The 20,568-nt window shown below is 70.5% G+C and carries 19 protein-coding genes; 13 read left to right on the top strand and 6 right to left on the bottom strand.

Annotated elements, in window-relative coordinates; genetic code table 11:
* Positions 1-34: 34 nt before the first annotated feature.
* On the top strand, positions 35-424 hold the full coding sequence (locus G4Z16_RS08905; protein ID WP_425508063.1) for a DUF3817 domain-containing protein: 390 nt from the start codon (positions 35-37) through the stop codon (positions 422-424).
* Positions 421-738 carry an MTH1187 family thiamine-binding protein gene (locus G4Z16_RS08900; RefSeq protein WP_197350326.1) on the top strand — a complete coding sequence of 106 codons (318 nt, stop codon included), beginning with the start codon at positions 421-423 and terminating at the stop codon, positions 736-738. The genes G4Z16_RS08905 and G4Z16_RS08900 overlap by 4 nt, the downstream gene beginning before the upstream one ends.
* Here G4Z16_RS08900 and G4Z16_RS08895 read toward each other — a convergent pair.
* Complete coding sequence (locus tag G4Z16_RS08895) at positions 729-1,742, bottom strand: ArsR/SmtB family transcription factor (protein WP_197350325.1); 1,014 nt, start codon at positions 1,740-1,742, stop codon at positions 729-731. The two genes, G4Z16_RS08900 and G4Z16_RS08895, sit on opposite strands and share 10 nt — an antisense overlap.
* 216 nt (positions 1,743-1,958) lie before the next feature.
* Here G4Z16_RS08895 and G4Z16_RS08890 point away from each other — a divergent pair, with 216 nt between their 5' ends.
* From G4Z16_RS08890 to G4Z16_RS08870, 5 genes are all read left to right on the top strand, one after another.
* Complete coding sequence (locus G4Z16_RS08890; RefSeq protein WP_197350324.1) at positions 1,959-3,227, top strand: MFS transporter; 1,269 nt, start codon at positions 1,959-1,961, stop codon at positions 3,225-3,227.
* A 21-nt stretch (positions 3,228-3,248) separates the two neighbouring features.
* Entirely contained in the window at positions 3,249-3,758 is a 510-nt protein-coding gene (locus tag G4Z16_RS08885; RefSeq protein ID WP_197350323.1) for a MarR family winged helix-turn-helix transcriptional regulator, read from the top strand.
* Positions 3,759-3,855: 97 nt separating this feature from the next.
* Positions 3,856-4,188 carry a DUF3817 domain-containing protein gene (locus tag G4Z16_RS08880; protein WP_197350322.1) on the top strand — a complete coding sequence of 111 codons (333 nt, stop codon included), beginning with the start codon at positions 3,856-3,858 and terminating at the stop codon, positions 4,186-4,188.
* 95 nt (positions 4,189-4,283) lie between these two features.
* Positions 4,284-5,984 carry a coenzyme B12-dependent isobutyryl-CoA mutase large subunit gene (icmA, locus tag G4Z16_RS08875; protein WP_197350321.1) on the top strand — a complete coding sequence of 567 codons (1,701 nt, stop codon included), beginning with the start codon at positions 4,284-4,286 and terminating at the stop codon, positions 5,982-5,984.
* A gap of 102 nt (positions 5,985-6,086) precedes the next feature.
* Positions 6,087-7,355 carry an APC family permease gene (locus G4Z16_RS08870; protein ID WP_197350320.1) on the top strand — a complete coding sequence of 423 codons (1,269 nt, stop codon included), beginning with the start codon at positions 6,087-6,089 and terminating at the stop codon, positions 7,353-7,355.
* A 30-nt stretch (positions 7,356-7,385) separates the two neighbouring features.
* Here G4Z16_RS08870 and G4Z16_RS08865 read toward each other — a convergent pair whose 3' ends face one another.
* Entirely contained in the window at positions 7,386-8,015 is a 630-nt protein-coding gene (locus G4Z16_RS08865) for a TetR/AcrR family transcriptional regulator (RefSeq protein ID WP_197350319.1), read from the bottom strand.
* A gap of 340 nt (positions 8,016-8,355) precedes the next feature.
* On the opposite strand from G4Z16_RS08865, the gene G4Z16_RS08860 reads away from it, so the two are divergent.
* The 4 genes from G4Z16_RS08860 (at position 8,356) to G4Z16_RS08845 (ending at position 12,570) form a co-directional block, all read left to right on the top strand.
* Positions 8,356-9,318, top strand: coding sequence for a tetratricopeptide repeat protein (locus G4Z16_RS08860; RefSeq protein ID WP_197350318.1), 963 nt, complete (start codon positions 8,356-8,358; stop codon positions 9,316-9,318).
* 644 nt (positions 9,319-9,962) lie between these two features.
* Positions 9,963-10,580: a DUF6230 family protein gene (locus tag G4Z16_RS08855; protein WP_197350317.1), complete on the top strand. Its 618-nt coding sequence runs from the start codon at positions 9,963-9,965 to the stop codon at positions 10,578-10,580.
* Between the two features lie 111 nt (positions 10,581-10,691).
* The gene (locus G4Z16_RS08850; RefSeq protein ID WP_197350316.1) at positions 10,692-11,315 is read left to right on the top strand and encodes a DUF6114 domain-containing protein; all 624 of its coding nucleotides are present in this window, start codon (positions 10,692-10,694) and stop codon (positions 11,313-11,315) included.
* Between the two features lie 145 nt (positions 11,316-11,460).
* The gene (locus G4Z16_RS08845; protein ID WP_246530749.1) at positions 11,461-12,570 is read left to right on the top strand and encodes a hypothetical protein; all 1,110 of its coding nucleotides are present in this window, start codon (positions 11,461-11,463) and stop codon (positions 12,568-12,570) included.
* Between the two features lie 137 nt (positions 12,571-12,707).
* On the opposite strand, the gene pyk is transcribed toward G4Z16_RS08845, so the two are convergent.
* The 3 genes from pyk to pta form a co-directional block, all read right to left on the bottom strand.
* Positions 12,708-14,135 carry a pyruvate kinase gene (gene pyk / locus G4Z16_RS08840; protein WP_197350312.1) on the bottom strand — a complete coding sequence of 476 codons (1,428 nt, stop codon included), beginning with the start codon at positions 14,133-14,135 and terminating at the stop codon, positions 12,708-12,710.
* A 62-nt stretch (positions 14,136-14,197) separates the two neighbouring features.
* Positions 14,198-15,439, bottom strand: coding sequence for an acetate kinase (locus G4Z16_RS08835; RefSeq protein ID WP_197350310.1), 1,242 nt, complete (start codon positions 15,437-15,439; stop codon positions 14,198-14,200).
* Between the two features lie 128 nt (positions 15,440-15,567).
* On the bottom strand, positions 15,568-17,691 hold the full coding sequence (gene pta, locus G4Z16_RS08830; protein ID WP_197350308.1) for a phosphate acetyltransferase: 2,124 nt from the start codon (positions 17,689-17,691) through the stop codon (positions 15,568-15,570).
* 312 nt (positions 17,692-18,003) lie between these two features.
* Here pta and G4Z16_RS08825 point away from each other — a divergent pair, with 312 nt between their 5' ends.
* On the top strand, positions 18,004-19,029 hold the full coding sequence (locus tag G4Z16_RS08825) for a 6-phosphofructokinase (RefSeq protein ID WP_197350306.1): 1,026 nt from the start codon (positions 18,004-18,006) through the stop codon (positions 19,027-19,029).
* A 70-nt stretch (positions 19,030-19,099) separates the two neighbouring features.
* On the opposite strand, the gene G4Z16_RS08820 is transcribed toward G4Z16_RS08825, so the two are convergent.
* Positions 19,100-19,423 carry a DUF6191 domain-containing protein gene (locus tag G4Z16_RS08820; RefSeq protein ID WP_197350304.1) on the bottom strand — a complete coding sequence of 108 codons (324 nt, stop codon included), beginning with the start codon at positions 19,421-19,423 and terminating at the stop codon, positions 19,100-19,102.
* 116 nt (positions 19,424-19,539) lie between these two features.
* Between G4Z16_RS08820 and G4Z16_RS08815 the strand changes: the two genes are divergently transcribed.
* On the top strand, positions 19,540-20,568 hold the full coding sequence (locus tag G4Z16_RS08815; protein WP_197350302.1) for a phosphotransferase family protein: 1,029 nt from the start codon (positions 19,540-19,542) through the stop codon (positions 20,566-20,568).

The following is a 20,568-nucleotide window of genomic DNA, read 5'->3' as shown; positions in this document are numbered from 1 at the left end:
TGTGCATCACTTCACAAACGAGCGAGGTTCTCCCGTGTCGATCCTGGAAACCCCGACCGGCCTGGCGCCGAAGTCGGTCTCCGCTCTGCGCCGCCTGCGTCTGGTCTCGACGCCGGAGGCGATCTCCTTCCTGCTGCTGCTGGGCTGCTCCGTGCTCAAGCGCACCACCGACTTCGATGCCGTGCCCGTGATGGGCATGGTGCACGGAGTGCTCTTCATCATGTACGTGCTGTTCTGGGCCGACGCCTGGAACCGCGTGCGCTGGCCGTTCGGCCGTGCCGCTCTGATCTTCGTCCTGGCCGTGCTGCCCACCGGCGGTTTCTTCGCCGACAAGGTGCTGCGGCGCGAGGAGGAGGCCGGCGTGATCGCCGCCCGCGCCCGCAAGGAGCAGGACTCGCGTCGCGTGGATGCGGAGAAGCCGTGATCGTCGCGTTCTCCGTGACGCCGATCGGCGTGGGCGAGGACGTCGGGGAGTATGTCGCCGACGCGGTGCGCGTCGTCCGTGAATCGGGACTGCCGAACCGCACCGACGCCATGTTCACGTCGCTGGAAGGCGATTGGGACGAGTGCATGGACGTCGTGCGCAGGGCGGTCGCGGCCGTCGAGGCGCGGGCCGGCCGGGTCTCGCTCGTGCTCAAGGCCGACATCCGGCAGGGCGTGACGGACGGTCTCAACGCCAAGGTCGCGTCCGTGGAGCAGCAGTTGAGCGGCGGGGAGCGGGAGCCCGGTCAGGGCTGAGAGCCGTTGCCGCCGAGCAGTGCGATGCCCAACGGCGTGCGTTCGTAGAGCACTTGGTGATGCACCCGGCGCGAGGTGAGCAGCCCCGCGTCGCGCAGTGCCGTGAGGTGTGCGGAGACCGATGAGGGCGCGAGCCCGAGGCGGGAGGCGAGCGCCGTCGTCGATGCCGGCTCCTGCAACTCGCCCAGTACGGCGGCCCTGTTGGCGCCCATCAGACGGGCGAGCGCCTTGACCGCATCGGGTGTGGGCCGCTGCCACAGCCCGCCGACGCCGCGTGCGGGATAGATCACGGTGGGCTGCCAGGGCGGGGCGAAGCCGCTGACGACGTCCGGCCAGATGAAGGCGCTCGGCATCAGCATCACGCCCCGGCCCCTCAGCTCCTGCACCATCAGCTCGCGGGACTTGGTGCGCACCGACAGCGTCCCGTCGCGCCACGTCAGACCGGGACGCAGATCCGCGAAGAGCCCTTCCAGCCCTTCCTCGGCCAACTGCCGTGCGCGGTAGGCGATGTCGGCCTCGAGCAGGTCCCGCAGTCGCGGCCAGTCCGGGGCGAGCAGAGCCTCCCAGGCCCGCTCGGTGAGATCGGCCAGTTCCCGCACGGCCCGCGCCGGGTCGGCGAGCATCGCCCGTCCGCGCGGTGATTCGGCGGCGCCCGGTGTGCACTCCAGTGAGCGGGCGATCTCCTCACGTGCCAGGCCGGGGTCGACGGCACGTACGCGCGCCAGCTCGTCGGCGAAGGAGACGGCCGAGGCGCCGGCTGCCGCGGTCGGCGGCGGCCCGAGAAAGTCCGGTGTGTAGCCCGCCTGCCGTGGCATCAGCAGCCACAGCGGGGTCAGGTCGAGCTCCGCGACGGCGTCGTGGATCCTGCGCAGCCATGGCAGGTGATAACTGTGCCGGTCGGTGCGGCGCAACGTGCGTACGGCCTCGTGGGTCTCGCAGAGCGGCGACAGGGCGAAGCGGCAGCGCAGCAGATCGTCGGTGCCGAACTGCAGATGCAGTGGCATGGAGGCCCCGCTTCCGGTCCCGTCTCCGGTCCTTGTGCTCGTACTTGTCGCTGGCGCTTGCCGCAGGTCCTGGTCCCGTCCTGGTCCGGCACTGGTCCCGCGTCCGCCGGCCCGGGCCCGCCCCGTCGTCCCCCGGCCCATGGTGCTCGGGCCGCCGGTGATTCGCCCCGTGCCGAAAGACTAGAGAGCCCGGCCCGGTGGCGACAGGCTTCCGGCATGACCTCTCAGCAGGGCTACCGCGCCGTCTTCCGGGTGCGGGAATTCCGGTTCGTGTTCGCCGCCCACGTGCTCTCGTTGCTGGGCGGCGTCGTCTCGCACGTCGCGCTGCCGGTGCTGGTGTACGAGCAGACCGCCTCGCCCCTGATGTCCGCCCTCACCTTCGGCCTGGGGTTCATGCCGCAGGCTCTGGGCGGCGCCCTGCTGGCTCCGGTCGCCGAGAGGTACCCGGGGCGCCCGGTACTGGTCGGCTGCGATCTGGTCTGCGCGCTGAGCGTCGCGGCCATGACGGTGCCGGGGACGCCGTCGGCGCTGCTGCTCGCGCTCCGGGCGGTGACCGCGTTCGTGCAGCCGCTCTTCGGCGGCGTACGCGCGGCCGGGCTGGCCGAGATCCTCGTGGGCGACACCTTCGTGCTGGGACGCTCGCTCATCAGGATCTCCGCGCAGGCCGCGCAGATCGCCGGTTTCGCGGCCACTGGTCTGCTTCTCCTCGTGCTGCCGCCCCGGGGGGCGCTGGTGCTCACGGTCGCCGGGTTCCTCGCGTCCGCGGCGCTGCTGCGCTTCGGCAGCGCCCGGCGTCCTCCGGCGGCGGTGGAGCGCACTCGCGGCGGCACCCGCGCCCTCTTCGCCGAAAGACGCATACGGGCGCTGCTCGCCCTGTGCTGGCTGCCGCCCGCCTTCATCGTCGTACCGGAGGGGCTCGCCGCCCCCTACTCCACCGAGATCGGCGCGGGGTCCCTGGGCGTCGGCCTGCTGCTGGCGGCGATGCCGGTTGGAGGTGTCGCCGCCGAGCTGGCCGTGGGAGCGCTGCTGAAGCCCGCCGTACGGGAGCGGCTCGTGCTGCCGCTCGCCGGCACCACGCTGCTGCCCTTCCTGATCTTCGCGTGGCAGCCGGGGCTGCCGCTCGCACTGGCCGTGCTCCTCGTCGCCGGTACGGGCATGGCGTACTCGCTGGGCCTCGACCGCTGGTTCTTCGACGCCGTCCCCGAGGAGCTGCGAGCGCGTGCCATGACGGTGATGACGGCGGGCCTGATGACGGTGCAGGGCATGGGCATGGCCGCCGGCGGGGTCGCCGCGGAGTTCATGCCGCCGCACCTGGTGATCGTGGCGGCGGGTGCCGTCGGCACCGTGTGCGTGCTGCTCGCCGTGGTCGCGGTGCGCGCGGTACGAAAGACAGCGGACGCGGGGGAGGCGCCGGGCCCGCGCGCGAAGGCCGGCGGGGACGGCGCCGCAGGACCGGTCCCTGAGACACCTATGGCCGACATGTGAGCGCCCACTAGGGTTTACGGCGTGCCGAAGCCGCTCAGTCTGACGTTCGACCCGATCGCCCGCGCCGACGAGCTCTGGAAGGAGCGCTGGGGGTCGGTGCCGTCCATGGCCGCGATCACCTCGATCATGAGAGCGCACCAGATCCTGCTCGCCCAGGTCGACGCGGTGGTCAAGCCTTACGGCCTCACCTTCGCGCGGTACGAGGCGCTCGTGCTGCTCACCTTCTCGCGGGCCGGCGAACTGCCGATGTCGAAGATCGGCGAACGTCTGATGGTGCACCCGACATCGGTCACCAACACCGTCGACCGGCTCCAGAAGGCCGGCCTCGTCGCCAAGCGCCCCAACCCGGACGACGGACGCGGCACCCTCGCCTCCATCACCGACAAGGGCCGCGAGGTCTGCGACGCCGCCACCCGGGAGCTGATGGCGGCGGAGTTCGGGATGGGCGCCTACGACGCGGACGAGTGCGGCGAGATCTTCGCGATGCTCCGTCCGCTGCGGGTGGCGGCCCAGGACTTCTCGGAGGAGTAGACGCCTCCGCAGGCGCGAGGCACGGCGGACGGGTGCGCGCGGGCAGGTGCCGGGGGCGCCGGAAGAGCGTGCGGAACGGCCCGTTACGCTCGTGGCCATGAAGAAGTCCGTACTGACCCGGTACCGGGTGATGGCCTACGTCACCGCCGTGATGCTGCTGGTGCTGTGCACCTGCATGACGTTCAAGTACGGCTTCGGCATGGGCGAGGATCTGACCTTCGTGGTCTCCCAGGCTCACGGTCTCCTCTACATGATCTACCTGGTCGTCGCCTTCGACCTGGGTCAGAAGGCCCGCTGGCCGTTCGGCAAGCTGCTGTGGATCCTGGTCTCCGGGACGATTCCCACCGCGGCCTTCTTCGTCGAGCGCAAGGTCGTGCGCGAGGTCGCGCCGCTGGTCGAGGACGGTCGCACCGCTGCCGCCGAGGCGTAACAGCCGCCCCTCGCACGCCCGTAAGCCTCTTCTCCCGCATGCTTCACCGAACGATCGGTCGACAATTACTTGGACGTCCAAGTAAATTCGATGGTATGGACGCACACGCGATTGAAGAGGGCCGTCGCCGTTGGCAGGCCCGGTACGACGCCGCGAACAAGAGGGACGCCGACTTCACCACTCTGAGCGGTGACCGGGTGGCGCCCGTCTACGGGCCGCGCTCCGGCGACACGGTGGAGGGCTTCGAGCGGATCGGCTGGCCCGGCGAGTATCCGTTCACGCGTGGCCTGTACCCGACCGGGTACCGGGGCCGGACCTGGACGATCCGCCAGTTCGCCGGCTTCGGCAACGCACAGCAGACCAACGAGCGCTACAAGATGATCCTGGACTCGGGCGGCGGCGGGCTGTCCGTGGCGTTCGACATGCCGACCCTGATGGGCCGGGACTCCGACGACCCCCGCTCGCTCGGCGAGGTCGGGCACTGCGGCGTGGCCATCGACTCGGCCGCCGACATGGAGGTGCTCTTCTCCGGGATCCCCCTCGGCGACGTCACCACCTCGATGACGATCTCCGGCCCCGCGGTGCCCGTCTTCTGCATGTACCTGGTCGCGGCCGAGCGTCAGGGCGTGGACCCTGGAGTCCTCAACGGCACCCTGCAGACGGACATCTTCAAGGAGTACATCGCCCAGAAGGAGTGGCTCTTCCAGCCGGAGCCCCATCTGCGGCTCATCGGCGACCTGATGGAGCACTGCAGCCGCGGCATCCCCGCGTACAAGCCGCTGTCGGTCTCCGGCTACCACATCAGGGAGGCCGGCTCCACGGCCGCGCAGGAGCTGGCGTACACGCTCGCCGACGGCTTCGGATACGTCGAACTCGGCCTGAGCCGGGGCCTGGACGTCGACACCTTCGCGCCGGGCCTGTCCTTCTTCTTCGACGCGCACGTCGACTTCTTCGAGGAGATCGCCAAGTTCCGCGCCGCGCGCAGGATCTGGGCCCGCTGGATGCGCGACGAGTACGGGGCGACGAGTGAGAAGGCGCAGTGGCTGCGCTTCCACACGCAGACGGCGGGCGTCTCGCTCACCGCCCAGCAGCCGTACAACAACGTCGTACGCACCGCGGTCGAGGCTCTCGCGGCGGTGCTCGGCGGCACCAACTCCCTCCACACCAACGCCCTCGACGAGACGCTCGCCCTGCCCAGCGAGCAGGCCGCGGAGATCGCGCTGCGCACCCAGCAGGTGCTGATGGAGGAGACCGGCGTGACCAACGTCGCGGATCCGCTGGGCGGTTCGTGGTACGTCGAGGCGCTCACCGACCGCATCGAGGCCGACGCGGAGAAGATCTTCGAGCAGATCAAGGAACGCGGCCGCCGGACCGTCCCCGAGGGCAACCACCCCATCGGGCCGATCACTTCGGGCATCCTGCGGGGGATCGAGGACGGCTGGTTCACCAGTGAGATCGCCGAGGCCGCCTTCACCTACCAGCGGGCGCTGGAGAAGGACGAGAAGAAGGTCGTCGGCGTCAACTGCCACACCTCCTCCGTCACCGGCGACCTGGAGATCCTGAGGGTCAGTCACGAGGTCGAGCACGAGCAGGTGCGGGAGCTGGGCCGCCGCCGCAAGGAGCGGGACGAGGCCGCCGTCTCCGCCGCACTGGCCACGATGATGGAGGCCGCACGCGGCGACGCGAACATGATCGAGCCCATGCTGGACGCGGTACGGGCGGAGGCCACGCTCGGCGAGATCTGCGACGCGCTGCGCGAGGAGTGGGGCGTCTACACCGAGCCTCCTGTCTTCTGACGGGCGCGGCGGCTGTCCGCCGCCGCTCCGTCCGCCCCGGCGTGCGGCCGGGGCGGGGGAGTCTCCGTACGATGTACGGCCGACCCGCAAAGGGAGCCGTACGTGAACACACCTCCGGACGCGGCAGGGCCACGGCCGCCGGAACTGCGACGCCAACTCGGGCTCTTCGACGCGGTCATGGTCGGCCTCGGCTCGATGCTCGGCGCCGGTGTCTTCGCCGCGCTCGCACCGGCGGCGCGGGCTGCCGGTTCCGGTCTGCTGCCCGGCCTCGCCCTGGCCGCGGCCGTCGCGTACTTCAACGCCACGTCCTCGGCCCGGCTGGCCGCCCGCTACCCCGAGTCCGGGGGTACGTACGTCTACGGCCGGGAGCGGCTGGGCGAGTTCTGGGGACACCTCGCCGGCTGGGCGTTCGTGGCCGGCAAGACCGCCTCGTGCGCGGCGATGGCGCTGACCGTCGGCTCCTACGCGTGGCCGCAGCAGACGCACGCGGTAGCCGTCGCCGCGGTGGTGGCCATGACGGCGGTCGACCACGCCGGGGTACGCAAGTCCGCCTGGGTCACCCGTGCCGTGGTGGCCCTCGTACTGGCGGTGCTGGCCGCCCTGGTGGCCGCGCTCCTCACCTCCGGCGAGGCGGAGGCCGCACGTCTCGGACCGGGCCAGGACGTCACGTTCCTCGGGGTGCTGCAAGCCGCCGGCCTGCTCTTCTTCGCCTTCGCCGGATACGCGCGCATCGCCACCCTCGGCGAGGAGGTCCGCGATCCCGCCAGGGTCATTCCGCGGGCGGTACCGCTCGCCCTGGGCGTCACGCTGTGCGTCTACGCCGCGGTCGCCCTCGCCTCGCTGTCCGTGCTGGGCGGCGCCGGACTGGCAGACGCGGGCGCCCCGTTGACCGAGGCGGCCCGTGAGGCGGGGACTCCTGGGCTGGAGCAGGCCGTACGGGCCGGAGCGGTGGTCGCCGCACTGGGGGCGCTCCTGACGCTGATCCTCGGGGTCTCCAGGACCGTCCTGGCGATGGCACGGGACCGTCGCCTTCCGCACGCCCTGGCAGCGGTGCACCCCCGCTTCCGGGTGCCGCACCGGGCCGGGCTCGCGGTGGGCGCCGTCGTGGCCGTGCTCGCGGCCACGGCCGACGTGCGCGGCGCGATCGGCTTCTCGTCCTTCGGGGTGCTCGTCTACTACGCGATCGCCAACGCGGCTGCCTGGACGCTCACTTGGGACGGGGGACGCCGTCGCCGGCTGATCCCCGCGGCGGGCCTGGCCGGCTGCCTGGCCATGGCGTTCGCCCTTCCCGGTCCCTCGGTTCTCGCCGGGGCGCTGGTCCTGGCGGCGGGCGGGGCCGCGTTCATGCTGCCCCGCCGGGGCGCGCGGTAGCGGGTGAGGTGAAGGCTGAGGGCGCGGGGGTCAGGGAGCGGACGCCGCCACCAGGCCGTGGAGGATCAGCGTGGTGAACCGGCTTGCCCACTCGGCGTCCACGGGTTCGGCGCTGACCAGAGTGCGGTGCACCACCGCTCCCGCGATGACGTCGAAGATCATGTCGACCAGCCGGGCGTCCTCGGCGGGATCCGAGGAGTCCGCGGGCAACTCCCCCCGTGCCTGGGCCCGTTCGCGGCCCTGGAGGACGAGCCGCTTCTGCCGTTCCACGATCGCCTCGCGGATGTGCTCCCGCAGGACGGTGTCATGCGTGGATTCCGCGACGACGGCCATCAGGGAGGCGTTGGTGCCGGGCCGCTGCAGGAGGTCCGCGAAGGCGAGCACCACGCACTCGATGTCCCTCCGCAGGCTCCCGCAGTCGGGCAGTTCGAGCTCGTCGAAGAGGGCCGCGACCGCGTGGACGACGAGTTCGCCCTTGTTCGACCAGCGCCGGTAGAGGGTGGTCTTCGCGACACCTGCGCGTGCGGCGACGTGCCCCACGGTGAGCTTGCTCCAGCCCAGGTCGACCAGTGCTTCACGGGTCGCTTCCATGATCGCGGCGTCGGCCTCGGCGCTGCGCGGCCTGCCGGCGCGGCGGGGCGAGGGCTCGGAAGAGGGCATGGCGTCAGACCATACCGGGCGGTCTGCCGCAGGGAACGACCGGATCCGGGCGTTCGTGGCCGCAGGCAACCGGAATTGCGGGACACTCGGACGGACCGGGGGAGAGGGCGCCCCGCCCCGCAGGACGCCGCACCCCCGACGGGGTATCCCGCCCGTGACCGGCGCCGGGGCCCGGCGGGAACGGAAGCGGGTGGGGGGCTTGCGCGAGGGGGCCCCGTACCAGTTACGCTACGAGTCGTATCGGAACACGGGGGTTCTCCGGTGCGACGACCACGACCACAGCCGGACGGGGACCCGGCGGGGGAACACAGCACGGCGGGAAAGGGGGGAGACTGGACTCATGCAGCCACGCAATATGTCCATGAGCGGAGTGGTCGACCTCTCCGCGGTGAAAGCGGCCGGTGAGGCCAAGCAGAAGGCGGAGCAGGCCAGGGCACGCTCCGCCGAGCAGGGCGACGCCAACCTTCCGGCGAGCCTGGTCATCGACGTCGACGAGGCGGACTTCGAGGCGCAGGTCCTCCAGCGTTCCGCCGAGGTGCCCGTTGTCATCGACTTCTGGGCCGAGTGGTGCGAGCCGTGCAAGCAGCTGTCGCCCGTACTCGAGCGCCTGACGCGGGAGTACGCCGGGCGTGTGCTGCTCGCGAAGATCGACGCCGACAAGAACCAGATGCTGATGCAGCAGTTCGGCGTCCAGGGGATTCCCGCGGTGTTCGCCGTCGTGGCCGGTCAGGCGCTGCCTCTCTTCCAGGGCGCCGCTCCCGAGGCGCAGATCCGGCAGACGCTCGACCAGTTGATCCAGGTCTCCGAGGACCGGTTCGGCATCACGGGCCTGCAGGGCGACTTCGCGGACGAAGGCGCCCAGGAGGCCCCGGAGCAGCCCGCGGAACCGGAGGACCCGGCACTCGCGGCGGCCCAGGAGGCCCTGGACACGGGCGACTTGAACGGTGCGGTGCAGGCGTACAAGAACGTCCTGTCGGGCGACCCCGGCAACACAGAGGCCCGCGTCGGCCTCGCGATGGCCGAGCTGCTCGGCCGTGTGCAGGGTCTCGATGCCCAGCAGGTGCGCAAGGACGCCGCCGACAGCCCGTCCGACGTGGAGGCCCAACTGCGCGCGGCCGACCTGGACATGGCGGGGGGTCACGTGGAGGACGCGTTCGGCCGTCTTGTGGAGACAGTGAAAAAGTCTGAGGGAGAGGATCGGGAGACTGCGCGCCTGCGGCTACTTGAGCTCTTCGACGTGATTGGCGCGGAGGATCCACGGGTAGTCACCGCGCGTAGTGCCCTTGCACGCGTGCTGTTCTGACGGGGGTGCGCGGGGCCGCACGCTCGGTCACGACACGTGGTTTTAGCGACATCAGCGGCTGTGTTTTGCCAAAACTTGGTAATCGCAGCCGCTGTTACTCGTAGTAAATGGCCTCGCGCGCTTTCTTCTTGGATGTCCGGTTGGTTCCCGGTTCTCTCCCCCGGCGGTGGCGACCCTGTGTGTCTGCCCTATGCTGATCGGCCACCGACCGGTTATCTGGCCGTTACTCACTGGTAACGCACCCCCTTGTGCGCAGCCTTCGGATAGACCACGATCGGCCAAGCTCGGTCCATTGCCCGCAGCCCGGCAACCATTCGGCGCTTCGCAGGCATTGGATCCCCACCGAGCAGGACCGGCACGCAAGCTTGAGCCCCATCCAGAAACACCGCCGGTCCTCCGGACAGGGGGGTCTCTGCCGAACCGGCAGGGCCTGTCCGAACAAAGCAGGTTGCGCGTGAGCGTGGCCAGTGGTTGTCGCTCGGGGGTGATCGCCGACAGCTCGGACGTGACGTATCCGTACGTCTGTCGATGACGGCGCTCTCCTTCCCGAGGACGTAGCACTTCTCCCATCCCAGGTCAGGGAGCGGGCCGTTCAGGAGCGGTTCGTCCAGGCCGGAGATGTACGTCCGAGAAGGAGGAAAGTCATGGAGTCCCTGGCTCGTGGCGGGACCAGATGGAAGCGGTTCGCCGTCGTCATGGTGCCGAGCGTCGCTGCCACTGCAGCGATCGGTGTGGCACTTTCGCAGGGTGCGCTGGCGGCGTCGTTCAGCGTCTCCGGCCAGCAGTTCAAGGTCAGCGCCGACCGGCTGGACGGTAAGGGCTTCGTCCAGTACGGAGCCGTCGACTCGACCAAGGCCGGCAAGAAGCCCGTCGCGGTGGTCGGCTTCAACGAGGCGAAGATCAGGAATCTTTGCCAGTCCGTCGTCGTGCCGGTTCCGGCGTTCGGCGACGTGACGATGAAGCTCGGCGCCGGCGCGGATGCTGCGGCTCCGGTCGAGGCCAAGAAGCTCTACATCGATGCTGATGACATAGGCGCCAACGCCACGTTCAACAACATCGACATCGGCGTCGCGGCCGACAGCACCTCGAAGGGCCCCGGCCCGAACAAGGGCGACAAGTACTCGCCGGGATCGTTCGCTCAGCAGGCCGACAGTGCGACATTCACGGATGTCAAGCAGCGCGCCTGGGCGACCACCGCCGGTACTTTCAAGCTCAGCGGTCTCCACATGGCCGTGAAGAAGGGCAAGAACGAGTGCTACTGACAGGCACTCACTGACCGGATGGGTGCGGTGTGGCTGCTCCTTGCCGCCCCGCACCCGTCCGGTCTGTTCCACCAACGCAAGCTTTGTGCCAGTCCCGAGGAGCTGTACGACATGAGCGCCGAGACGCGACAAAGGCTGACGACCGGATTCGGCCAGAAGCGCAGTTCGTTCCGGGACTGGCGCGGACAGCGCCCGTTCTGGGGCGGGATGCTGACGCTGCTCGCCGGAATCCCCATCATGTACATCCCGTACCAGAACCTGACCTTGGGTTCTCTCACGATCCGGATGTCGACGACCGCGGGCGCCGGCTCGCTGATCATCGGCGTCCTGCTCGTGGTGCTCGGGTTGACGATGTGGTTCCAGCCACAGTCTCGGGTCTTCGCCGGAATCGCGGCGATTCTGCTGTCCCTTGTATCCCTGGTCGTCTCGAACGTCGGCGCCTTCATGATCGGATTCCTTCTGGGTCTGCTCGGCGGGGCGCTCGGCGTCTCCTGGGGGCCCGGAAAGCCCCTGGCGAAACGAGAGGTTGAGGGTGACGAGCCCGAGGACGTCAACTCGTCGGCCCGCAAGGCACCTTCGAGCCCCACTTACTCCTCGTCCGGCGACGACGGGGCCAGGGACTCGGACACCGGCCGCATGAGGGGTACGGCACAGGACGACCTTTCAGTCTTTGGAACGGCTTCGTCGACCGGAGCCGATGTGAACCACGGGAACGGGAGGCACCGTGCCGGGTGACGAGGTTCAGGAGGAGGCGGTGCCGTCGGCGCAAGAAGCGTCCGACGGCGGCCGCGGAAGAATCGGAGGCCGTCACGCGGCCCCGAGGAAGCCGCTGCTGAACCGCCTGCATGTCCCCGCGGGCAAAGCGATAGCCATCGCGGCCATGCCGTCCGCGGTCCTGATGGGCATGGGGCTGACGCCTCAGCTGGCCAGTGCGAAGCCGTTGCCCAAGAACCCCTTCAAGGGCGGCGCCTGCGTGTCCCAGCCCGACAAGGAGCAGGACGCGGAGGAGAAGGCCAAGGAGAAGGCCGAGAGGGAGAAGGCGGAGAAGGAGAAGGAGGAAGACGCCACGGGCGGTTCCGACTCCTCCAAGCCCGGTTCCGGCTCCTCGAAGCCTGAGCCGAGCCCGTCGGATCCGTCCGGCGACAGCGGTGGCACCGGCGGCAGCGGCGGTTCCGAGGACCCGGAGCCCAGCCCGTCACCGTCCGAGCCCGACGAGGAGGAGGACGAGGACGAGGACGACGGCGGTCTCCTCGGAGGTGTGGGCGACGCCATCGGCGACATCCTCTCCCCCAAGGAGAAGGCTGCCCAGGAGGAGGAGGAGGAAGAGGAGAAGGCATCTCCCTCTGCCGAGCCCACCAACAAGGCGGACGAGTCGGCCGGCGGCGCCCTCGGCAAGGTGGGCGACGGTCTCAAGGACACGACCGACAAGCTCGGCGAGAAGGCCGAGCGGGTCGGCAAGGGCGCCGACGAACTGGTGCCCGACGAGGAGAAGTCCACCGCCCGCAAGGACGGCAAGGACTTCCCCTGCGTCGAGGAGAAGAAGTCTGCTGGGAAGGACGAGCAGACTCCGAACACCCTGCCCAACGAGTCGTGGCAGCTGAAGGCCAGCTCGCTCGGTCTGCACGGTCTGGACTACGAGGGTGTCGTCAACATCCACACCCAGGACGGACGGACCAAGCAGGCCCTGAAGTTCACCGCCAACAGCCTCGACATCGGCGACCTGCACCAGATCGTGAAGGGCCCGGACGGCACCAACTACCACGTCCAGGCGGCCAAGGGCTCCACCTCCACGATCCGCGGCGGCAAGGTGACGATGTACACCGAGGAGCTCAAGGGCAACCTGTTCGGGCTGATCCCGATCACCTTCGACCCGGAGCACCCGCCGCCGCTGAACATCCCTGAGGCGTACTTCACCAACGTCGAGGTGAAGCAGGCCGGTCAGTTCGGAGGAAACCTGACGGTCCCCGGACTGCACCAGTTCGTCGACTGAGTCGACGCGAACCGTTCGACGGGAGCCGCCAAACAGCTTCACCGGGAGCCGCAACACAAGGGCCCGCGACCTCAAGGAGGCCGCGGGCCCTGCTCGTTGGCCGTCGCCGTGTGACCCGGCGCGGTCCTGCGTGGCGGTCAGCCGCGCGTGCCGCCGAGGTGGTGCACGCGGACCATGTTCGTGGTGCCCGGGACGCCGGGCGGAGAGCCTGCCGTGATGAGCATCGTGTCGCCCTCGTCGTAGCGCTGGAGCTTCAGCAGCTCCGCGTCGACCAGTTCGACCATCTCGTCGGTGTGCTGGACGTGCGGCACCACGTACGTCTCCACGCCCCAGCTCAGGGTGAGCTGGTTGCGGGTCTCGGGCTCGGTGGTGAAGGCGAGGATCGGCTGGCAGGCACGGTAGCGGGAGAGGCGGCGTGCCGTGTCGCCGGACTTGGTGAAGGCCACGAGCGCCTTGCCGTCCAGGAAGTCCGCCATCTCGGCTGCCGCGCGCGCCACCGAACCGCCCTGCGTGCGGGGCTTCTTGCCCGGCACCAGCGGCTGCAGGCCGCGGCTGAGCAGCTCCTCCTCGGCCGCCTCCACGATCTTCGACATCGTCTTGACGGTCTCCACCGGATACTGGCCGACGGAGGACTCCGCGGAGAGCATCACCGCGTCGGCGCCGTCGAGGATCGCGTTGGCCACGTCGGAGGCCTCGGCGCGCGTGGGACGGGAGTTGGTGATCATCGACTCCATCATCTGGGTCGCGACGATCACCGGCTTGGCGTTGCGGCGGCACATCTCGATCAGCCGCTTCTGCACCATCGGCACCCGCTCCAGCGGGTACTCGACGGCCAGGTCGCCGCGGGCCACCATCACGCCGTCGAAGGCCATGACGACGTCTTCCATGTTCGCGACGGCCTGCGGCTTCTCGACCTTGGCGATGAGCGGGACGCGCCGGCCGACCTCGTCCATGATGCGGTGCACGTCGCGCGCGTCGGCGGCGTCCCTGACGAAGGAGAGCGCGACCATGTCGCAGCCCATACGCAGGGCGAAGCGCAGGTCCTCCACGTCCTTCTCGGACAGTGCCGGGACGTTCACCGCCGCGCCCGGCAGGTTGATGCCCTTGTGATCGGAGATCACGCCGCCCTCGATCACGATGGTGCGCACCTGGGGCCCGTTGACCTCGACGACCTGAAGGGCGACGTTTCCGTCGTTGATCAGGACCGAGTCGCCCTTCGTGACGTCGCCCGGCAGGCCCTTGTAAGTGGTGCCGCAAATCGTCCTGTCGCCCTCGACGTCCTCGGTGGTGATGGTGAACTCCTCACCGCGCACCAGCTCGACGGGCCCCTCCGCGAAGGTCTCGAGGCGGATCTTGGGGCCCTGGAGGTCGGCCAGCACGCCCACTGCCCGGCCGGTCTCCTCCGCGGCCTTGCGGACGCGGTCGTACCGCTCCTGGTGCTCCGGCTGACTGCCGTGGCTCATGTTGAAACGGGCCACGTTCATGCCGGCCTCGATCAGCGTTTTCAGCTGGTCGTAGGAGTCGACGGCTGGGCCCAGGGTGCAGACGATTTTGGAACGGCGCATGAGGACGATCCTAACGGTTTGTTCAAATGCGGAACGTATCGGGGGTGAAGTGGATCACGGGGTCAGTGACGAACCGGTGAACCCGCGTCGCTGACCAGCGCATAGGTCTGCTCTGCGATCTCCAGCTCCTCATCGGTCGGTACGACGGCCACGGCGACGCGGGCGCCCTCGGGCGAGATGATCCTGGCCTCCCGGGCGGCCGGCCCCTCCCGCTCCGCGTCGTTTCTCTCCTCGTCCACGAGCAGGCCCAGCTCCTCCAGGCCGGCCAGCGCGGCACGCCGTACCGGTGCGGAATTCTCGCCCACTCCGGCGGTGAAGACCACGGCGTGGACGTGCCCCAGCACCGCGCAGTAGGCACCGATGTACTTCTTGAGGCGGTGGATGTAGATGTCGAAGGCGAGCCGGGCCGCCTCATCCCCTTCCCCGACGCGGCGGGTGATCTCACGCATGTCGTTGTCGCCGCACAGCCCGACGAGCCCGCTCCGCTTGTTCAGCAGCTCGTCGACCCCGTCGACGGACACGCCCGCGACCCGCACCAGATGGAAGACCACGGCAGGATCCACGTCGCCGGAACGGGTACCCATCACCAGGCCCTCAAGCGGGGTCATACCCATCGAGGTGTCGACGCAGCGGCCGCCCCGTACGGCGGACGCGGAGGCGCCGTTGCCCAGATGCAGCACGATGGCGTTGATCTCGGAGGGGTCTTTGCCGAGCAGCTCGGCGGCCTTGCGCGAGACGTACGCGTGTGAGGTCCCGTGGAAGCCGTAGCGGCGCACGCGGTGTTCGTCGGCCGTGGCCGTGTCGATGGCGTACCGGGCGGCGTGCTCCGGGATCGTCGTGTGGAAGCTGGTGTCGAAGACGGCGACCTGAGGCAGGTGCGGGTTGAGGGTGCGGGCGGTCGTGATGCCCGTCAGATTGGCCGGGTTGTGCAGCGGGGCCACCGGGATCAGGCGCTCGATCTCCGCGAGCACCGCGTCGTCGACGAGCGTGGGCCGTGTGAAGGTCTGCCCGCCGTGCACCACGCGGTGCCCGATCGCGGCCAGTTGGGGGGAGCCGAGACCGAACCCGTCCGCGTCCAGCTCCCCCGAGACCGCGCGCAGCGCCGCCTCGTGGTCAGCGAACTCCTCGACGCGCTCCCGGCGTTCACCTCCTGAAGCCAGCGGGGTATGGAGGAGGCGCGACTGCCTCTCGCCGATGCGTTCCACGAGTCCCGCGGCCAGCCGCGAGCCGTCCGTCATCTCCAGCAGCTGGTACTTGACCGAGGAGGAACCGGAGTTGAGTACGAGGACGCGGGTCGCGGTCACGGGAGGCTCGGCTTTCTGCGTGGTCCTGCGGCGGGTGGCGGGCGGCGGGCGGCGTGCGTGGTCCTGCGGCGGCCCGCGCACGACGATAGTGCCGCCGCACGCGCGGGGCCGGGTGGAGGCGCGTCCCGTCAGCCGGCCCTGTCGCCGCTGCGCTGGGCCTGGATGGCGGTGATCGCGACCGTGTTGATGATGTCGGAGACCATCGCCCCGCGCGAGAGGTCGTTGACCGGCTTGCGCAGCCCCTGGAGCACGGGACCGACGGCGACCGCACCGGCCGAACGCTGCACCGCCTTGTAGGTGTTGTTGCCGGTGTTGAGGTCCGGGAAGATCAGCACCGTCGCCCGGCCCGCGACCTGCGACTCGGGGAGCTTCGTCGCCGCGACCGAGGGCTCCACAGCGGCGTCGTACTGGATCGGGCCCTCGACCAGCAGGTCGGGCCTGCGCTCGCGCAGGAGTTCCGTCGCCTCGCGGACCTTGTCGACGTCCGCGCCGGAGCCCGAGGTCCCCGTCGAGTACGACAGCATCGCGATGCGCGGCTCGACCCCGAAGCGGGCGGCCGTCGTCGCCGACTGGACGGCGATGTCCGCGAGTTGCTGCGCGTCCGGATCCGGATTGACCGCGCAGTCGCCGTAGACGAGGACGCGGTCGGCCAGGCACATGAAGAAGACGGACGAGACGATCGAGGCGTCGGGGCTCGTCCTGATCACCTCGAAGGCCGGACGGACCGTCGCGGCGGTGGAGTGCGCGGCGCCCGAGACCATGCCGTCCGCGAGGCCCTCGTGCACCATGAGCGTTCCGAAGTAGGACACGTCCGCGACGATGTCGTGAGCGAGCTCGACGGTGACGCCCTTGTGGGAGCGCAGCTTCGCGTACGTCTCGGCGAAGCGATCCCGCAGCGGCGAGGTCTGCGGGTCCACGATCCGCGCGGACGCCTGCGCGTCGGAGGGCAGTTCGTCCTCGTCGAGCAGGGCGAGGTCGATGCCGAGCTCCGCCGCCCGCTTGCGTACCGCCGAGTGCTCGCCCAGCAGCGTCAGATCGCAGATGTTGCGGCGCAGCAGTACTTCCGCGGCGCGCAGCACCCGCTCCTCGGCGCCCTCGGGCAGCACGATGTGGCGGCGGTGAGCGCGGGCCCTGTCGACGAGCTGGTGCTCGAACATCATCGGCGTGACGCGCTCGCCCCTCGCGACGGCGAGCCGGTCGGTCAACTGCCCGGTGTCCACGTGGCGTTCGAACAGGCCGAGTGCCACCTCCGCCTTGCGCGGCGTGGCGGCCGTCAGCCTGCCTTCCAGCGCCAGCAGCTCCGCCGCCGTCGGGAACGAGCCGCCGGAGACGCCCAGGACGGGCGTGCCGGGCGCGAGACGTGCGGCCAGCGCCATGGTCTCCGCGCCGGGCCGCTCGCCGAGCGTGAGGACGACGCCGGCGATGGCGGGGGAGCCGGCGGCGTGCGAGGCCAGTGCGCCCACGACGAGGTCGGCGCGGTCCCCGGGCGTGATCACCATGCAGCCCTCGGTCAGGGCCGGCAGGAAGACGGGGAGGTGCGCCCCTCCGAAGACGAAGTCGCGCACGTCGCGGGCGAGCGCCGCCGGTTCGCCCAGCAGCATCTCGGCGCCGAGTTTGTCCCGTACCTGCGCGACCGTCGGGGCGGAGAGCGCGGGCTCCTCGGGCAGGACGTACACGGGCTCGGGAAGCTGGCCGGCGAGCCGGCGCGCGGTCTCCTCCCGCTCGGTGCCCCGCACCCGGTTGGCGATCATGGCGACGACGTCGCACCCGAGCGAGGTGAACGCGTGGTGGGCGTTGCTCACCTCCGACGCGACGGAGTCGGCGCTCTGGCCCTTGCCGGAGACGACGGGCAGCACCGAGGCGCCGAACTCGTTGGCCAGGCGCGCGTTGAGCGTGAGCTCGGCGGGCAGCTGGGTATCGGCGTAGTCGGTGCCGAGGACGAGCATCGCGTCGTAGCCGGCGGCCGCCTCGTGGAAGCGCTCGACGAGGTGCGAGACCAACTCGTCCTCGCCCCGCCCGGCCTGGAGCGCGGCCGCCTCCGTGTAACTCATGCCGAAGGCGCTCTCGGTGGACTGCGTGAGCCGGTAGCGGCTGCGCAGCAGCTCGTGAAGGCGGTCGGGGCCGTCGTGCACCAGCGGGCGGAACACCCCGACGCGGTCGACCCGGCGGGTCAGGAGTTCCATGACTCCCAGCTCGACGACCTGGCGGCCGTCGCCGCGGCCGATTCCGGTCACGTAGACGCTGCGGGTCACAGGTGTTCTTCCTCTCGTCGCCGATCGGGCGGACCGGGCGGCCGACCGTGGAACAGTCGGCCCGTGAGGGGATTTGCCTGAATTCCGCAAGCCCGGACGCCCCACGCCCTTGACCGTACCTGCGGAGCCAGGTGAGTGGGCCCGTCGAGCGGGCAGGAGAGCCGGAGGAGCGGTCCGGTGGGCGGACGCCGGTGCGGCGTGCGTTCAACACATGAAACACTCGGTACGGCTCAGACGGCTCACCGCAAGGACCGAGCAGCAAGAATCGCCCGCCCGGCGCGGGCCGACCGACGACCAGGAGACAGAACCCCCATGCGCATCGGAGTCCTCACGGCAGGCGGCGACTGCCCCGGTCTGAACGCCGTGATCCGTTCCGTCGTCCACAGGGCGGTCCACGACCGGCACGACGAAGTGATCGGTTTCGAGGACGGATTCACGGGGCTGCTCGACGGGCGCTACCGCTCGCTCGCCACCAACGACGTCGCCGGGATCCTCGCCCGCGGTGGAACCATCCTGGGGTCCGCGAGGCTCGAGCGTGACCGTCTGCGCGAGGCCTGCGACAACTCCGAGGAGCTGATCGACCGGCTCGGCCTCGACGCGCTGATCCCCATCGGCGGCGAGGGCACCCTGACCGCGGCCCGGATGCTCGCGGACGCGGGCCTTCCGGTCGTGGGCGTCCCCAAGACCATCGACAACGACATCTCCGCCACGGACCGCACCTTCGGCTTCGACACGGCCGTCGGTGTCGCCACGGAGGCCATGGACCGCCTCAAGACCACGGCCGAGTCGCACCAGCGGGTCATGGTCGTCGAGGTCATGGGGCGGCACGCCGGCTGGATCGCGCTGGAGGCCGGGATGGCCGCGGGCGCGCACGGGATCTGCATCCCGGAGCGGCCCTTCGAGGTCGACGACCTGGTGAAGATGGTCGAGGAGCGCTTCGCGCGCGAGAAGAAGTTCGCCCTGATCTGCGTCGCCGAGGGCGCACACCCCGCCGCGGGGTCGATGCCGTACGAGAAGGGCGTCATCGACCGGTACGGGCACGAGCGCTTCGTCGGCATCGGCAACCGGCTCGCGAGCGAGCTGGAACACCGCCTGGGCAAGGAGGCCAAGCCGGTCATCCTCGGCCATGTGCAGCGCGGTGGAACGCCCACCGCGTACGACCGGGTTCTGGCCACGCGCTTCGGCTGGCACGCGGTCGAGGCGGCACACCGCGGGGACTTCGGCCGGATGACGGCGCTGCGCGGCACCGAAATCGTCATGACGCCGCTGGCCGACGCGGTGAGCGAGCTGAAGCGCGTGTCGCAGGACCGCATGGACGAGGCCGAATCGGTCTACTGAGCGGCCCCGGCCGTGCCGGGCCCGGACCGGACGGCGCGGACGGCGCCGGGCCGGGAGAGGGCTGACGACGCTAGGGTGCCTGCTTCGGGACGCGTACCACCGCGATCCCGCCGTCGAGATCAACCGTGGTCCGGTGCGGCGGGGCACCGTCGTCCTCTTCGTCCCGGAGCATCAGCGCCGACTGCCGTTCCTTCAGCTCGTGTTGCTTTCCTCCCGCGCCCAGGCCCGCCTCCAGCTCCTCGAAGGCGATCGCCGATATCCCGGCGTGGCCTGCCGACCGCTGCCAGGGGAGCCCTCCGGCCCGGCCCAGCCGCTGGAGCAACCGATCGGCCGCGGCCAGTGCGATGAGCACGATGACCAGGCCGGGCAGGGTCATGAAGATGACGAAGTCCATGCTTCAGTGTCCACGAACTGCTGCAGAGGTGTCAGGGGTCGGTGCCCGGATGAACCGACCGGGGCCGGGCCGTAATCGAGTTGGCGGGCATCGAGGCGCTCCGCGACGATGAGCCCATGAGCATCGAACCGGACGTACTGGCGGATTCCGGGAGAACAGCGGAATCCGTGGAGGGCGAGCCGCCGCCGGCCGCAGAGGGAGTGCGGCTCCCCTGGGGTGCGATGCCCGCGTCCGTGCGGCTGGAGATCGAAGCCGTCCTCGGCGGCCCGGTCGAGCAGGCGGTGACCCAGCCAGGCGGCTTCTCCCCGGGCGTCGCCGCGAGGGTGCGGCTGGCGGACGGGCGGCGTGCGTTCGTCAAGGCGGTGGGCCACGCGCAGAACCCCGACTCCCCGGGCATGCACCGCGCCGAGGCGCGCATCGCGGCGGCACTTCCGGCGACGGTGCCGGCACCGCGCCTTCTCGGCAGCTTCGACGACGGCTCCTGGGTCGCGCTGATCTACGAGGACGTCGAGGGACGGATGCCCGCCCAGTCCTGGCGGCAGGACGAACTGACGCGTGTGCTCGGCGCGTTGGCGGAGCTCGCGGAAGCGGTGACGCCGAGCCCCGTGACGGTCCCCACCGTCGCGGAGGCGAACGCCGACGACTTCCAGGGGTGGCGCAAGCTGGTCCGTGCGCGGGACGAGGGGGAGGACGATCTGACCGGCCTCGACCCGTGGCTGATCGAGCACCTGGACGCACTGGCCGCCCGGGAGGCCGACTGGCCCCGCGCCGCGGAAGGCACAACGCTGGCGCACTCGGACCTGCGGGCGGACAACGTCCTGCTCACCGGCGGGGGGGGGGGTGCTCTTCGTCGACTGGCCGGCGGCTGTCTGGCCGTGCGCTGGTTCGACCTGCTCCTGATGTTGCCGAGCGTGGCGATGCAGTCAGGCGGCGACCCCGAGCAGATCTTCACCGCGCATCCGGTGGCGCGCGACGCGGACGCGGAGGCCGTCACCACCGTACTGGCCGCCCTCACCGGCTACTTCGTCCAGCAGTCCCGGCTGCCCGCGCCGCCCGGCCTGCCGACGCTGCGCCGGGTCCAGCGGGCCCACGGCGAGGTCGCGACGTCCTGGCTGCGGTGCCGCCTCCAGGGCACCGCCGCGTGA

The sequence above is a fragment of the Streptomyces bathyalis genome (genome assembly GCF_015910445.1).
GTDB classification, from domain to species: Bacteria; Actinomycetota; Actinomycetes; order Streptomycetales; family Streptomycetaceae; genus Streptomyces; species Streptomyces bathyalis.
This window is presented reverse-complemented; position numbering and strand designations above follow the sequence as displayed.

Bases quoted from the DNA above. Each gene is read 5' to 3' on its own strand.
- G4Z16_RS08895 (WP_197350325.1), bottom strand. From the start codon at position 1,742: ATGCCACTGCATCTGCAGTTCGGCACCGACGATCTGCTGCGCTGCCGC.
- G4Z16_RS08890 (WP_197350324.1), top strand. From the start codon at position 1,959: ATGACCTCTCAGCAGGGCTACCGCGCCGTCTTCCGGGTGCGGGAATTC.
- G4Z16_RS08880 (WP_197350322.1), top strand. From the start codon at position 3,856: ATGAAGAAGTCCGTACTGACCCGGTACCGGGTGATGGCCTACGTCACC.
- icmA (WP_197350321.1), top strand. From the start codon at position 4,284: ATGGACGCACACGCGATTGAAGAGGGCCGTCGCCGTTGGCAGGCCCGG.
- G4Z16_RS08865 (WP_197350319.1), bottom strand. From the start codon at position 8,015: ATGCCCTCTTCCGAGCCCTCGCCCCGCCGCGCCGGCAGGCCGCGCAGC.
- G4Z16_RS08860 (WP_197350318.1), top strand. From the start codon at position 8,356: ATGCAGCCACGCAATATGTCCATGAGCGGAGTGGTCGACCTCTCCGCG.
- G4Z16_RS08855 (WP_197350317.1), top strand. From the start codon at position 9,963: ATGGAGTCCCTGGCTCGTGGCGGGACCAGATGGAAGCGGTTCGCCGTC.
- G4Z16_RS08850 (WP_197350316.1), top strand. From the start codon at position 10,692: ATGAGCGCCGAGACGCGACAAAGGCTGACGACCGGATTCGGCCAGAAG.
- G4Z16_RS08845 (WP_246530749.1), top strand. From the start codon at position 11,461: ATGCCGTCCGCGGTCCTGATGGGCATGGGGCTGACGCCTCAGCTGGCC.
- pyk (WP_197350312.1), bottom strand. From the start codon at position 14,135: ATGCGCCGTTCCAAAATCGTCTGCACCCTGGGCCCAGCCGTCGACTCC.
- G4Z16_RS08825 (WP_197350306.1), top strand. From the start codon at position 18,004: ATGCGCATCGGAGTCCTCACGGCAGGCGGCGACTGCCCCGGTCTGAAC.
- G4Z16_RS08820 (WP_197350304.1), bottom strand. From the start codon at position 19,423: ATGGACTTCGTCATCTTCATGACCCTGCCCGGCCTGGTCATCGTGCTC.
- G4Z16_RS08815 (WP_197350302.1), top strand. From the start codon at position 19,540: ATGAGCATCGAACCGGACGTACTGGCGGATTCCGGGAGAACAGCGGAA.